The organism is Mycobacterium sp. (genome assembly GCF_032159565.1).
GTDB lineage: Bacteria > Actinomycetota > Actinomycetes > Mycobacteriales > Mycobacteriaceae > Mycobacterium.
This window is the reverse complement of the sequence record NZ_JAVHWR010000033.1, coordinates 1-12,677: the sequence shown is the minus strand read 5'-3', so window position 1 is coordinate 12,677 and position 12,677 is coordinate 1. Positions and strand designations below refer to the sequence as shown.

Annotated in this window: 16 protein-coding genes and 2 pseudogenes; 13 read left to right on the top strand and 5 right to left on the bottom strand. The window is 64.7% G+C overall.

Annotated elements, in window-relative coordinates; translation table 11 throughout:
- The 13 genes and pseudogenes from QOC76_RS04385 to QOC76_RS04325 all read left to right on the top strand — a co-directional run.
- Positions 1-255 (top strand): annotated as a pseudogene (locus QOC76_RS04385) (HNH endonuclease); the annotation flags it as partial.
- A gap of 128 nt (positions 256-383) precedes the next feature.
- A complete protein-coding gene (locus QOC76_RS04380) occupies positions 384-1,649 on the top strand; it encodes an aromatic ring-hydroxylating oxygenase subunit alpha (RefSeq protein ID WP_526354575.1) in 1,266 nt (421 codons plus the stop codon).
- Positions 1,649-1,984: a hypothetical protein gene (locus QOC76_RS04375; RefSeq protein ID WP_526354573.1), complete on the top strand. Its 336-nt coding sequence runs from the start codon at positions 1,649-1,651 to the stop codon at positions 1,982-1,984. The genes QOC76_RS04380 and QOC76_RS04375 overlap by 1 nt, the downstream gene beginning before the upstream one ends.
- A complete protein-coding gene (locus QOC76_RS04370; protein WP_526354571.1) occupies positions 1,981-3,222 on the top strand; it encodes a metal-dependent hydrolase family protein in 1,242 nt (413 codons plus the stop codon). Before QOC76_RS04375 ends, QOC76_RS04370 begins: the two co-directional genes overlap by 4 nt.
- A 32-nt stretch (positions 3,223-3,254) precedes the next feature.
- Entirely contained in the window at positions 3,255-3,710 is a 456-nt protein-coding gene (locus QOC76_RS04365; RefSeq protein ID WP_526354569.1) for a MarR family winged helix-turn-helix transcriptional regulator, read from the top strand.
- A gap of 63 nt (positions 3,711-3,773) precedes the next feature.
- Positions 3,774-4,070 (top strand): annotated as a pseudogene (locus QOC76_RS04360) (2Fe-2S iron-sulfur cluster-binding protein); the annotation flags it as partial.
- A 4-nt stretch (positions 4,071-4,074) separates the two neighbouring features.
- Positions 4,075-4,818 carry an SDR family NAD(P)-dependent oxidoreductase gene (locus tag QOC76_RS04355; protein WP_526354577.1) on the top strand — a complete coding sequence of 248 codons (744 nt, stop codon included), beginning with the start codon at positions 4,075-4,077 and terminating at the stop codon, positions 4,816-4,818.
- A gap of 18 nt (positions 4,819-4,836) precedes the next feature.
- The gene (locus tag QOC76_RS04350; RefSeq protein WP_526354567.1) at positions 4,837-6,096 is read left to right on the top strand and encodes an aromatic ring-hydroxylating oxygenase subunit alpha; all 1,260 of its coding nucleotides are present in this window, start codon (positions 4,837-4,839) and stop codon (positions 6,094-6,096) included.
- 2 nt (positions 6,097-6,098) lie between these two features.
- A complete protein-coding gene (locus QOC76_RS04345) occupies positions 6,099-6,434 on the top strand; it encodes a hypothetical protein (RefSeq protein WP_526354565.1) in 336 nt (111 codons plus the stop codon).
- Complete coding sequence (locus QOC76_RS04340) at positions 6,431-7,276, top strand: TauD/TfdA dioxygenase family protein (RefSeq protein ID WP_526354563.1); 846 nt, start codon at positions 6,431-6,433, stop codon at positions 7,274-7,276. The genes QOC76_RS04345 and QOC76_RS04340 overlap by 4 nt, the downstream gene beginning before the upstream one ends.
- A gap of 94 nt (positions 7,277-7,370) precedes the next feature.
- A complete protein-coding gene (locus QOC76_RS04335) occupies positions 7,371-8,657 on the top strand; it encodes a cytochrome P450 (RefSeq protein WP_526354561.1) in 1,287 nt (428 codons plus the stop codon).
- On the top strand, positions 8,654-8,845 hold the full coding sequence (locus QOC76_RS04330) for a ferredoxin (protein WP_526354559.1): 192 nt from the start codon (positions 8,654-8,656) through the stop codon (positions 8,843-8,845). The genes QOC76_RS04335 and QOC76_RS04330 overlap by 4 nt, the downstream gene beginning before the upstream one ends.
- Positions 8,846-8,861: 16 nt before the next feature.
- Positions 8,862-9,149 carry a DUF1330 domain-containing protein gene (locus QOC76_RS04325; RefSeq protein WP_526354544.1) on the top strand — a complete coding sequence of 96 codons (288 nt, stop codon included), beginning with the start codon at positions 8,862-8,864 and terminating at the stop codon, positions 9,147-9,149.
- A 4-nt stretch (positions 9,150-9,153) separates the two neighbouring features.
- On the opposite strand, the gene QOC76_RS04320 is transcribed toward QOC76_RS04325, so the two are convergent.
- The 5 genes from QOC76_RS04320 to QOC76_RS04300 all read right to left on the bottom strand — a co-directional run.
- Positions 9,154-9,921 (bottom strand): alpha/beta fold hydrolase, encoded by a 768-nt coding sequence (locus tag QOC76_RS04320; RefSeq protein ID WP_526354536.1) that lies wholly within the window; start codon positions 9,919-9,921, stop codon positions 9,154-9,156.
- A gap of 11 nt (positions 9,922-9,932) precedes the next feature.
- A complete protein-coding gene (locus QOC76_RS04315) occupies positions 9,933-10,133 on the bottom strand; it encodes a ferredoxin (RefSeq protein WP_526354534.1) in 201 nt (66 codons plus the stop codon).
- Positions 10,130-11,332: a cytochrome P450 gene (locus tag QOC76_RS04310; RefSeq protein WP_526354532.1), complete on the bottom strand. Its 1,203-nt coding sequence runs from the start codon at positions 11,330-11,332 to the stop codon at positions 10,130-10,132. The genes QOC76_RS04315 and QOC76_RS04310 overlap by 4 nt, the downstream gene beginning before the upstream one ends.
- 127 nt (positions 11,333-11,459) lie before the next feature.
- Entirely contained in the window at positions 11,460-12,248 is a 789-nt protein-coding gene (locus QOC76_RS04305) for an NAD(P)-dependent oxidoreductase (protein WP_526354530.1), read from the bottom strand.
- On the bottom strand, positions 12,245-12,677 hold a 433-nt coding region (locus QOC76_RS04300), incomplete at its 5' end, for an NAD-binding protein (RefSeq protein WP_526354528.1). The genes QOC76_RS04305 and QOC76_RS04300, both read right to left, overlap by 4 nt.

The window sequence follows — 12,677 nt, the reverse complement described above, 5'->3', positions numbered from 1 at the left end:
CATCACCGCGACGGCCCCACCACCGCCGAGAACGGGCTCGGCGAATGCGAACACTGCAACTACGTCAAGGAGTCACCGGGCTGGCGAGTGACGGCGGGCAGCGACGAGACAGGTGTGCACACAGCGGAATTCCAGACACCGGCGGGCGCCCGCTACACATCAACGGCCCCGGCACTGCTCGCAATGCCGAACATCGAAATAGCCGAGACCGAAGTCAGGATCGGCATCGCCATCGCCCAACGAGACGCCGCTTAGGTCCAGGCGTCCTGCGACACGGCTTGCGGATGCTCCCCGCCTGAAGTAAGAGCAATATCAACTACTTGCGATTGTGGGCGGAAGCATATACCGTCGGGCCGTCAGCCATCCGCAGAATGGAGTAGGCAATGGCGCGATTCCCCAAACCGGCAGAAGGCAGTTGGACGCAGCACTATCCGCAACTGGGAACCGAGCCGGTGTCCTACGAGGACTCGATCAGCCCCGAGTTCTACGAGGCAGAGCGCAAGGCAGTGTTCAAGCGGGCATGGCTGAATGTCGGTCGGGTAGAACAACTTCCGCGCAAGGGGAGTTACTTCACCAAAGAGCTCAAGGTTGTCAACACCTCGATCATCGTGGTGCGCAACAGCGCCGGCGAGGTGAAGGCGTTCCACAACATCTGCAGGCACCGTGGCAACAAGCTGGTGTGGAACGACATGCCACTCGAGGAGACCAGCGGCTTCTGCAAGCAGTTCACCTGCAAATACCACGCCTGGCGGTACGACCTCGATGGCAACCTGAAGTTCGTCCAGCAGGAAGGTGAGTTCTTCGACCTCGACAAGAGCCGCTACGGGTTGGTCCCTGTGCACTGCGATGTGTGGGAAGGCTTCATCTTCGTCAACTTCGCGCCCGACCCCGAGCAGAACCTGCGCGACTTCCTCGGGCCGATGGTCACCGGGCTGGAGGGCTATCCGTTCGATCGAATGACGTCGCGCTGGTTCTACCGCTCCGAGGTCAAGGCGAACTGGAAGCTCTACATGGACGCGTTCCAGGAGTTCTATCACGCGCCCGTATTACACGCGAACCAGTCGCCCGCGAAGTACTCGAAGGCGGCCGCGGAGGCGGGTTTCGAGGCACCGCACTACCGCATCGACGGCCCGCACCGGTTGGTCAGCACATCGGGTGTGCGGGCGTGGGAGATGGATTCCGAGATGCGCAAGCCGATGGAGGACATCTGCCAGAGTGGCTTGTTCGGACCATGGGACTCACCCGATCTGGGCGAGATGCCCGTCGGGCTCAACCCGGCGAAATGTGATCCCTGGGGCCTCGATTCGTTTCAGCTGTTCCCGAACTTCGTGATCCTGATCTGGGGTCAGGGCTGGTATTTGACCTATCACTACTGGCCGACCTCGCATAACACGCACATCTTCGAAGGCACGCTGTATTTTCCGGCGCCCCGCACGCCGAGGGAACGCATCGCCCAGGAACTGGCCGCGGTGTCGTTCAAGGAGTACGGCCTGCAGGACGCCAACACGCTGGAGGCGACCCAGACGATGGTGGAATCCCAGGTCGTGGACCGGTTCTTGCTCTGCGACCAGGAGGTGCTCATCCGCCACCTGCACCAGGAGACCGCAGCGTGGGTCGATGACTACCACAACAAGACGGCGGGCGTGTGATGGCCGTGACCGCGATGCTGCCGGCCGAATTCGCCGATCTGGAAAGGTTTTCCGACTGGTGCCTGGCGTCCGAGGCGGAGCGGTATGCCAAGCGGCTGGCCACCTCGATGGCCGAGATGCAGGCGTTCTACGACGCCATCACGCCGCGTGCGGAGGAGGCGATCTCCTTCTGCGACAAGTTTCCGCTCGACGATCTGCCTGACGACGTCCTCAACCTGATGCACCTGCTGTACTCGATGATCATGGTGTCGTTCCCCGTCGAGTGCTGGAAGCAGCCGCGGGTGCCCGACTCCGGTGCGGCCGCGCTGGATTGCCTTTCCGAACCCGTGCCATGACGCAGAAGACCGTCCTGCGCGCCGAGCGCTGGGCCGACGTCGAGGCAGGCGAGGTGCGCTCTCCTGCGGTGGTCGTGATCGACGGCGAACGGGTCCAGGCGGTGAATCCCGCCGAACTGCCCGCCGATTCGACCGAGATCGACCTCGGTGACGTCACCCTGGTGCCGGGTCTGATGGACATGGAGCTCAACCTGCTCATCGGGGGGCCCGGCGGTCCGGACGGCCTGCCCAGTCCCATGCACGGAGTGCAGGACGACCCCGCGTACCGAACGCTGCGCGGCGCGGTGAATGCCAAAACCACACTGGAGGCCGGGTTCACCACTGTCCGCAACCTAGGACTGATGGTCAAGACGGGCGGCTATCTGCTCGACGTCGCCTTGCAGCGCGCGATCGAGGCGGGGTGGCACGTCGGGCCGCGCATCTATCCTGCCGGTCACGCCGTCACGCCCTACGGCGGCCACCTCGACCCGACGGTGTTTCAGCGACTCGCGCCCGGCATCATGCCGCTGTCCGTCGCCGAAGGCATCGCCAACGGTGTCGACGATGTGCGCGCCTGTGTGCGTTACCAGATTCGTCACGGCGCCAAGCTGATCAAGGTCTCGGCATCGGGCGGGGTGATGTCGCACAGCACCGCGCCTGGCGCGCAGCAGTACTCCGACGACGAGTTCGCCGCGATCGCCGACGAGGCACACCGCGCGGGTGTCCGGGTCGCAGCGCATGCGGTGGGGGATAGCGCCATCCGGGCGTGTATCCGGGCCGGCATCGACTGCATCGAGCACGGCTTTTTGGCCAGCGACGAAACCATCCAGATGATGGTCGACCACGACACGTTCCTCGTCTCGACCACCTATCTCACCGAGGCGATGGCCGTCGACCGCATCGCGCCCGAACTGCGCAAGAAGGCCGAGGAGGTCTTCCCGCGGGCCCAGGCGATGCTGCCGAAGGCGATCGCCGCTGGTGTGCGCATCGCATGCGGAACCGACGCGCCCGCAATCCCGCACGGGCAGAACGCAAAAGAGCTCTGCGCCTTGGTGGACAGGGGCATGACGCCGATGCAGGCGCTGCGGGCCGCCACGATCGTCAGCGCGGAGCTGATCGAGGCCGACGAGGAGCTCGGCAGGCTGGCGCCGGGATACCTCGCCGACATCATCGCCGTGCCGGGTGACCCGTCACGCGACATCGCCACCACGCTCGACGTGTCGTTCGTGATGAAAAACGGTGTGGTCTTCAAGCAATGAGTTCGGCACTCGCCGAGAGGAGTGCAGTGGACATGGAACAGACCGACAATATTCTCTGGCTGCTGAAACAGGCGTGGTACTTCTCGTTGACGACCGTGAACGACGCGGTGAGCGAACACGGCGTCAGCACCGCGCAGATCGGCATGCTCCGCCAACTGGCCACCGAGCCCGGACTGTCCGGTGCCGATCTGGCGCGCCGGCTGCTGATCAGCCCGCAGGGCGTGCAACTGGCTCTCAAGGAACTCGAGCGACGCGGGCTGGTCGAGCGGAAGCAGGACCCGCAACACGGGCGGATACTGCAGGCCTTCCTGACCGACCAGGGTCGAAAAGTGGCGGAGGCGGTGGTCAGTGACGCCATCGCCGCGCACGCGCAGGTGTTCGGCGTGCTGAGCAGCGACGAGCAGGAAACGTTGCGTGAGCTGCTCGGGCGCGTGATCGAACAGGGCACCGGCCACAAGCTGCACACCGATCACATCGGGCCTGAGTAGCAAGTAGTTGATAATAATGACAAGTACTTGATAATGTTGGCATTGATGAGCAAGGACAACGGGACCGACGTCGCCGTCGCCGCGACCGACGAGATTGTCATCGAACTGGACAGTCGCACCACAACGGCGAACTACCGCACGGGTGACACGCTGCTGCAGACGGCGCGCTCGGCCGGGCTGCAGGCGCCGTACTCGTGTGAAACCGGCTCCTGCGGAACGTGTATGGCTCGCATCACCGAGGGCAGCGCCCAAATGGTGAACAACGACGCACTCGAGGACGACGAGGTGGACGAGGGATACGTGCTCACCTGCCAGGCCCTGCCGACCAGCCCGTGCGTGCGGGTGACCTATGACTTCTAGCAGTGTGAGCCGCGTTGCGGTGGTGACCGGCGGCGCTTCGGGCATGGGCGAGGCCACCTGCCATGAGCTCGGAAGGCGTGGCCACAAGGTCGCCGTGCTAGATGTCGACGCTCACGCCGCACAACGGGTTTCGCAGAATCTGCGCGCCGACGGTGTGACGGCGCTTGCCGTCGCCGCCGATGTCAGTGACCGGGCCACGGTCGAGGAGGCGTTCGCCAAGGTTCGTACCGAGCTCGGCCCTGTGCAGATTCTGGTCACCAGCGCGGGTGCGGTGGACTTCGCGCCGTTCACGGAAATCACCATCGAAAACTGGGAGCGTTTGATCGCGGTCAACTTGACCGGGACCTTTCACTGTTGCCAGGTTGCGGTGCCCGACATGGTGGAGGCCGGCTGGGGCCGCATCGTGATGATCTCGTCGTCGAGCGCTCAGCGGGGCTCGCCGAAGATGGCGCACTATGCGGCCAGCAAGGGCGCGCTGCTGTCGCTGACGAAATCGCTTGCCCGCGAATATGGTTCGGTGGGCATCACAGTCAACAACGTTCCCCCATCGGGCATCGAGACGCCGATGCAGCACCAGGGACAGGCCGCGGGCCATTTGCCCTCGAATGAGCAGATGGCTGCGGGCATTCCGGTCGGCCACCTCGGCACCGGCGACGACATCGCCGCCGCGGTCGGATTTCTGTGCTCCGAGCAGGCTGGCTTCATCACCGGCCAGGTATTGGGCGTCAACGGGGGGCAGGTGCTGTGACAAGACGAGGAGGTTCGCATGGCGAAGTGGCCTAAACCGGCGGAGGGCAGCTGGACGGAGCACTACCCGGAATTGGGCACCGGACCGATCTCGTTCAGGGACTCAACCTCGCCGCAGTTCTACGAACTCGAGCGGGAGGCTATCTTCAAACGCGCCTGGCTCAACGTCGGGCGCGTCGAGGAGTTGCCCCGCGTCGGCAGCTACTTCACCAAGGAGATCGACGTCGCCAAGACGTCGGTCATTGTGGTGAAGGGCAAGGACCAACAGATCCGCGCCTTCTACAACATATGCCGCCACCGTGGAAACAAATTGGTGTGGAACGACTTTCCCAACGAAGAGGTCAGGGGCGCCTGTCGGCAGTTCACCTGCAAGTACCACGGCTGGCGCTACGACCTCGAGGGCGTGCTGACCTTCGTGCAGCAGCCCGGTGAGTTCTTCGACCTCGACGACAAGCAGTACGGGTTGAGCCCGGTGCACTGCGACGTGTGGAATGGGTTCGTCTTCATCAACCTCGACCCGGAACCACGGCAGAGCCTGCGTGAGTTCCTCGGCCCGATGATCACCGCCCTCGACGACTACCCGTTCGAAAAGATGACCGAGCGTTACGATTTCGTCGCCCACAACAACAGCAACTGGAAGATCTTCGCAGACGCATTCCAGGAGTACTACCACGTGCCGTCCCTGCATTCCCAGCAGGTGCCGAGCGAGGTGCGGCAACCCAACGCCACCTTCGAGTGCGGGCACTTCCAGATCGACGGTCCGCACCGGTTGGTGTCCACGGCCGGAACCCGGCGCTGGCTGCTCGCACCCGAGTACATGTACCCGGTGGAACGGGCGACACGCAGTGGCCTGGTGGGGCCGTGGCGGACACCGGAGACGCACCAGTCGGCCGGGCTGAATCCCGGCAACATCGATCCGTGGGGCATCACCAACTTCCAGATCTTCCCCAATTTGGAGATCCTCATCTACCACGGGTGGTACCTGCTCTACCGCTACTGGCCGACGTCGCACAACACCCACAAATTCGAGGCGTACAACGCATTCCACCCCGCGCGCACAGTGCGGGAGCGTATCGAGCACGAGGTTGCCTCGGTGGTGCTCAAGGAGTTCGCATTGCAGGACGCCGGCATGCTCGGCGGAACACAGGCGGCACTCGAGTACGACGTCGTCGATGACTTTCCGCTCAACGACCAGGAGATCCTGGTCCGCCACCTGCACAAGGTGGCCGTCGACTGGGTCGAGGACTACCGCAACGAGCGTCGCCCGGTCGGGGTGTGACCATGTCCGAACCGCGACTGCCCAGTGCCTTCGCCGAATTCGAGGCGTTCGCCGAGAAGTGGTGCCTGGCAACCGAACCGGAGCGCTGGAATGCGCGGCTGACCACGCCGATGCCGGACATCCACGCGTTCTACGATGCCTTCTCGCCGCGATTCGAAGAGGCGATCGAGTACTGCGACAAGTTCCCGCTCGACGATCTGCCCGACGACGCGCTGAATCTGCTGCACCTCGTCTACTCGATGATCATGGTGTCGATGGCCATCGAGGTGTTCGGCCAGCAGAAGCCGACCGACTCCGCCGACGCCGTCATCAATCGAATAGGAGAGCCGGTGCCATGAGCCTGCTGACGATCAACAAGCTCACCGACTCCGTCGGCGCCGAGGTTCTTGACGTCGACGCCGACCGGCTCGCACGCGACGACGCGCTCGGTGCAGCGGTTCTCGAGGCGCTCGAGGATAACGGCGTACTGGTGTTTCCGGGCCTCGGCCTCGGACCCGAAGCGCAGGTGGCGTTCTGCCGTCGGCTCGGCGAGATCGATCACTCCGCCGACGGTCATCATCCCGTTGCGGGCATCTACCCGGTCACGCTCGACAAGAGGAAGAACGCATCGGCCGACTACCTGCGCGGCACCTTCGACTGGCACATCGACGGCTGCACCCCGATCGAGGACACGTTCCCGCAGATGGCCACCGTGCTGTCGGCGAAGCAGGTCGCCGACTCCGGCGGCGAGACCGAGTTCGCCAACTCGTACGCCGCCTACGACGCGCTGAGCGACGGCGATAAGCAACGCTTCGAGTCAACGCGGGTCGTGCATTCGCTGGAGGCCTCCCAGCGCCGAGTCACCCCCGACCCGGCGCCGGAGGTGCTGGCGAAGTGGCGGTCTCGCCGCACCCATGAGCATCCGCTGGTGTGGACGCACCGCAGCGGGCGCAAGTCCATGGTTCTTGGCGCGTCGGCGGACTACGTCGTCGGCATGGACCGCGACGAAGGCACGGCACTGTTGGCGGATCTGCTCGACCGCGCCACGGTCGCCGACAGGGTGTACGCCCACACGTGGTCGGTCGGCGACACCGTCATCTGGGACAACCGCGGCGTCCTGCATCGCGCTTCGCCGTACGACCCCGACTCTCCCCGGGAGATGCTGCGCACAACCGTCCTGGGTGACGAACCCATTCAGTAGCCCGACCCCCTCGTTGACGGCGGCGGGGCACTATGGAAATCTAATACCCATAGATGAGAATCACGTTCTCTTCAGCCGAGATCATGGAGTAGCAATGTCGGAGGACCTCACCTCGGTCGACTTCTTCCGGGACGGCCGTCTGACGGACGATCCATACACGTTTTACCAGGCACTTCGCGACAAGTGCCCCGTCAGCCGCGAGGACCACTACGGCGTCACGATGGTGACGGGCTGGCAGGAGGCCGTCGACGTCTACAACGACGCGGAAACATTCTCGTCCTGCGTTTCGGTGACCGGTCCGTTCCCGGGCTTTCCGGTTCCGCTCGAGGGGGACGATGTCACCGAGCTGATCGTGAAGCACCGCGACGAGATCCCGTTCAGCGATCAGCTGCCGACGCTGGACCCTCCGACTCACACCAACCACCGTGCACTGCTGATGCGACTGATCACACCCAAGCGCCTCAAGGAGAACGAGGACGCGATGTGGCAGCTCGCCGATGACATCCTCGACGACTTCCTCGCTCCGGGTGAGGGTGAGTTCATCAAGGGTTTCGCGGCCCCGTTCACCCTGCGCGTCATCGCCGACCTGCTCGGCGTGCCCGAGCAGGACCGCCCCGAGCTTCTCGAGCGGCTGGCGCGCGGCACCCATGGCAGCGGGTTGGGCAACGCGGACAAGACGTTGAACAAGACCCCGTTGGAGTACCTCTACGAGGTCTTCGCTACCTATGTCGAGGACCGTCGTCGCGAGCCGCGTGACGACGTGCTGACCGGTTTGGCGACCGCCACGTTCCCCGACGGAACGATGCCCGAGGTGGGCGACGTCGTGCGGGTGGCGACCAACGTCTTCTCGGCCGGGCAGGAAACCACGGTGCGGCTGCTGTCCACCGCGTTGAAGGTGATGGGGGACCGGCCCGACATTCAGCGCAGGTTGCGCGACGACCGCAGCCTCCTTTCGAACTTCATCGAGGAGTGCCTGCGCATCGAGAGCCCGGTCAAGGGCGACTTCCGGCTGTCGCGCGTGCCGACGACCGTCGGCGATGAAGCCCTCGCGGCCGGCTGCACCGTGATGGTGGTCAACGGGGCGGCCAACCGCGACCCGCGCCGGTTCGAGGACCCCGACAACTTCGATCCCGAGCGGAAGAACGCGCGCCAGCACCTGGCTTTCGGCCGGGGCATCCACAGCTGCCCCGGCGCACCGCTGGCCCGCGCGGAAACGCGCGTCGGATTGGAACGGTTGTTGGATCGGACCACCGACATCCGGATCAGCGAGGCGCACCACGGCGCCGCCGGAAGCCGCCGCTATCAATACATTCCGACGTACATCCTTCGTGGCCTGACCGAACTGCATCTCGAGTTCGACCTCACCGGAGACGCCACGTGAAGGTGACGGTCGACGAGGACAGGTGCCGCGGCCACGGCATGTGCCTGACGCTGTGCCCGGAGGTGTTCAGCATGACCGACGACGGTTACGCCGTCGCCGATCCTGAAGAGGTGCCCGAGGCCCTCGAAGACTCGGCGAAAGAGGCCATCGTCAACTGTCCCGAGCAAGCCATCGTCGAAACCGATTGAAAGCCGAGGAATTTCAGTGCCGAAGGGTTATGTGGTCATCACCGAGGATGTCAAGGATCCTGCCGGGATGGGCAAGTACGCCAAGCTCGCCAGCAAGGCAATGTCCGGTGCGACGCTACTGGCGTTCGACACGAAGGCTGAGACGCTCGAGGGCGAATGGCACGGCACCCAGACCGTCCTGCTCGAGTTCGAATCGGCCGATGCGGCCCGCGAGTGGTACAACTCCGACGCCTACCAGGAGGCCGCGAAGCTGCGGCAGGCAGCGGCCGACTGCAACGGGGCCATTATTCACGGCCTCGGCTGAAGCGTCAGTTCGGAATCAGCGGGCCCGTCGGCTTGGTGCTCGTCGCGTGCACCAGTAACTCGGCCAGCTCCCGCGGCCGGCTGAGGAACGGCGAGTGCGACGCGTCGATGGTCAACTGCTCGACGCCGAGCCTGCGCGTGACGGTGTCGGCCAGCCACCGCGGCATCGATCGATCCTGCAGACACCGGATGAAGCTGCGCGGCAGGTCGGCCGCCCAGAAATTCGGTACCGACACCGGCGTGACAGTGGTGTCGCCGAATCTCTCCGGGCCCAGCCGGTCGAACGCCCAGCGGGCGGTCGCTTCGTCGCAGTCGTGGTAGAAGTACTTCCACGCGCCGTCGAAATCCGCGAACGTCATAGCGCCGTCATCGTCGAATTTCAAGTAGCCCAGCATCTCTCCGACATCAGCGTCGAAGTCATCGCCCGGATCATCGTCGGAGTCACGCATCGCCATCGCCTCGGGATACGTGCGCCCCTCCCGCGGCAACGCGGCGGCGAGGTAGACGATGTGGCGGACCCGCTCGGGCACGGCATCGGCGGCCAGGGTGGCGTCGAAGCCGCCGCCGGAATGTCCGACGAGGACGTCACCCGGTTCAACGGCGGCGACGATGGCCGCCCGGCGGTTGCGCAGCGTCGACTCCTCATCGACGAGGCCGCCGTGGCCCGGCAGGTCGACGGCCACACCGTCGTGGCCGAGCCGCCGCAGTTCGGCGATCGTGTGGTCCCAGCACCAGGCGGCGTGAAACCCGCCGTGCACCAACACGAATCGCATCCAGTTCGGCTTCACTCGTCGCGGATGGAGATGGCCTGCCGCGGGCACTGCCGGACCGCTTCGCGGATCTGGTCCTCGTTCTCCGAGGTCACCTCGTCCTGCATGATGTGCAGATAGTCCTGCTCGTCGAGGTCGAAGACCTCCGGGATGATGCCCATGCAGATGCCGTTGCTCTCGCACAAGCCGAAGTCGACTTTGACCTTCTGGGTCATTTCAGAACTTTCACCGGTACGCGATGGTAGCCCGCCACGTTCTGCATGCTGACCCGCTCCAAGCCGTCGAAGTCCACTTCGAATCGCGGCATGAAATCGAGAAGGCGGTCCAGCGCGATTGCGGTTTCCATGCGCGCCAGCGCCGCGCCGAGGCAGCTGTGAATTCCGTAGCCCAGTCCGAGGTTCTGTGCTTGCAGCCGGTCTCGCGTGATGTCGAACGTCTCGGCGTCGTCAAAGGCGCGGGGATCGCGATTGGCGGACGCCCCCATGAGGAACACCGGCTTGTGGGCCGCGACTGTCCCGCTTGGCAATTCCACGTCCTGCACGCTGTAGCGCACGTTGTACTGCACCGGCCCGACGTACCGCAGCAGCTCCTCGACGGCGTCGGGAATCCTGGTGCGATCGTCCAACAGCAACTGCCATTGCTCCGGGTGCCGGGCGAACTCGACGACCGCGCTGCCGAGCAGTTTGGTGACGGTTTCGGCGCCCGCGCCACCCAACAGCGTCGTGAATCCGGTGATCTCGATGTCGTCGAGCTTGCGCATCTGGCCGTCCTCGCCGGGAATCTCGGCGGCGATGAGGCGGCTGATCATATCGTCCTGCGGATTTTCGCGCCGTTCCAGCACCAGGCCGTAGTAATACATCCCCGAGTCGATGTTGGCCTTCTGGTTCTCTTCACTCCAGTCGATCTGACCCGGCTCGCGGTGCAAACTGGTGTCGATCCAGTGCCGAACCTGCTGACGGAATTCTTCGGGCACGCCGGCCATGCGGGTGATGACCTCGACCGGGAAGGGACCGGAGAAGTCCTGCACCACGTCGAAGTTGTCCGGGTCGGCCTTGCCGAGATAGTGCTCGATCAGTTCGGTGACGGTCTCGCGCTGAGCCTGAATGGCCCGTGGAGTGAACGCCTTGTTCAGCAGGCTGCGCATGTGCCTGTGGTCGGGTGGGTCCATGAAGATGATCGACTTCTGTGGTACCTCGCCGGAGCGCACCATTCCCAGGTCGCAGCCACGCGCGGAGGAGAACCCCTCGTGGTGCTTGAACGCGGCGGCCACGTCGGCATGTTGCGTCAGCGCGTAGAAGTCCTCTTCCTCGTCGTAGTAGATCGGTGCCTCGTCGCGCATCCGCCGGTAGATCTCGTAGGGATTGTCGAAAAAGTCCTGCGAAACCGGGTTGAACACCAATTTGGGCTTGGTCATTTCTCCTCTTTCGCGGCGGGCTGATCGGCCGGGGAGCGTTACGAGACGCAGTCGACTTGTAACGACTTGTAACCCTAACGGTAACGGCGTTTCCGCAAAAGAGAATGAGACATTCGGGAAATGTGTCTCATTTGTTGAGCACGACGTCGACCACGCGGTTCAGCGCACCGAGGTCGCCACCCAGATCGGCGACCGTCTCGCGGACCACCGCGACGTCCTTGTCGATGAAGTCGCCGACGGTCTCGGTAAAGGCCGCGGTCGATCCGGCTCTGCTGATCAAGCCCAGTGCACGGCTGTCGGCGCTGCCGTGCGTCAGCGCGTCCAGCAGTGCCGGTTCGGCGATGCCGAGCAGGCTGCCCAGCCGCACGCCCTCGGCAACCAGCCCGATCTGCGCGGCGAACAGCGCGTTGTTGATCAGCTTCACCAGCTGACCCGCACCCGTGCGGCCGACGTGCAGGACCGGGTCACCGTAGGCACTCAGCAATGGTCGCGCACGCGTCACCGCTTCGTCATCGCCGCCGACGAACAGCGTCACCCGTCCCGCTTCGATGTCGTGAGGGCCTCCGCTGACGGGAGCATCGACCACGTCGATGCCGCGGGTGGCGATCATCTGAGCGGTGCGCGGGCTGCCCGTGGTGTGAATGACGAGGACGGCGTCGGGCGACATGGCGGCGACCAGATCTTTTTCCAGACAGATCTGCCGCACCTGATCATCGGCGAACACGCAGACGACGACGGCGTCGGCACCGTCTGCGACTGCGGCGGCATCGATGACCGCGTGCGCCCCCAAATCCTGGATCATCACGCGTTTCTCGGGTGTGCGTCCCAAGGCGCGGACCTCGTGTCCGGCGTCGACCAGACGGCGCACCATCGGTGCGCCCATGCGCCCCGTGCCGACGAAGCCGACGCGTGTCATCGCGGCTGTTTCATCGCGTTCAGAGCCGCATCGGCCGCCTCGAAGACGGCGCCCTGCGCTGAGTGCGCGGCGTCAGCAAGGCTGGCGGCGTGCCGGACGTCCTTCTGCAGCAAAGCCCCGGCGATCGGCGCAAGCCCGTCCAGCCTGCCCCCGAACGCGGAGATGCTGCCGAGCGCCTTGCTGGTGGCCGACCCGCTGCTGAGCACCTCGCACAGCCGATTGCGTTCGAGGCCAAGGGATTCGCCCAGTTCAAGTGTGCTGATCGCGCCGCCCAGATTAGCGGTGAACAGCACATTGTTCAGGATCTTGGTGACCTGTCCGCTGCCCAGCGGACCCAGATGGATGATCGGGTCGGCGTAGGTCGAGAAGACCGGTCGGCAGCGCTCGACGACCTCGTCGTCGCCGCCAACCATGACGAGCAGGTGGCCT

Bases quoted from the DNA above. Each gene is read 5' to 3' on its own strand.
- QOC76_RS04380 (WP_526354575.1), top strand. From the start codon at position 384: ATGGCGCGATTCCCCAAACCGGCAGAAGGCAGTTGGACGCAGCACTAT.
- QOC76_RS04375 (WP_526354573.1), top strand. From the start codon at position 1,649: ATGGCCGTGACCGCGATGCTGCCGGCCGAATTCGCCGATCTGGAAAGG.
- QOC76_RS04370 (WP_526354571.1), top strand. From the start codon at position 1,981: ATGACGCAGAAGACCGTCCTGCGCGCCGAGCGCTGGGCCGACGTCGAG.
- QOC76_RS04365 (WP_526354569.1), top strand. From the start codon at position 3,255: ATGGAACAGACCGACAATATTCTCTGGCTGCTGAAACAGGCGTGGTAC.
- QOC76_RS04350 (WP_526354567.1), top strand. From the start codon at position 4,837: ATGGCGAAGTGGCCTAAACCGGCGGAGGGCAGCTGGACGGAGCACTAC.
- QOC76_RS04345 (WP_526354565.1), top strand. From the start codon at position 6,099: ATGTCCGAACCGCGACTGCCCAGTGCCTTCGCCGAATTCGAGGCGTTC.
- QOC76_RS04340 (WP_526354563.1), top strand. From the start codon at position 6,431: ATGAGCCTGCTGACGATCAACAAGCTCACCGACTCCGTCGGCGCCGAG.
- QOC76_RS04335 (WP_526354561.1), top strand. From the start codon at position 7,371: ATGTCGGAGGACCTCACCTCGGTCGACTTCTTCCGGGACGGCCGTCTG.
- QOC76_RS04320 (WP_526354536.1), bottom strand. From the start codon at position 9,921: ATGCGATTCGTGTTGGTGCACGGCGGGTTTCACGCCGCCTGGTGCTGG.
- QOC76_RS04315 (WP_526354534.1), bottom strand. From the start codon at position 10,133: ATGACCCAGAAGGTCAAAGTCGACTTCGGCTTGTGCGAGAGCAACGGC.
- QOC76_RS04310 (WP_526354532.1), bottom strand. From the start codon at position 11,332: ATGACCAAGCCCAAATTGGTGTTCAACCCGGTTTCGCAGGACTTTTTC.
- QOC76_RS04305 (WP_526354530.1), bottom strand. From the start codon at position 12,248: ATGACACGCGTCGGCTTCGTCGGCACGGGGCGCATGGGCGCACCGATG.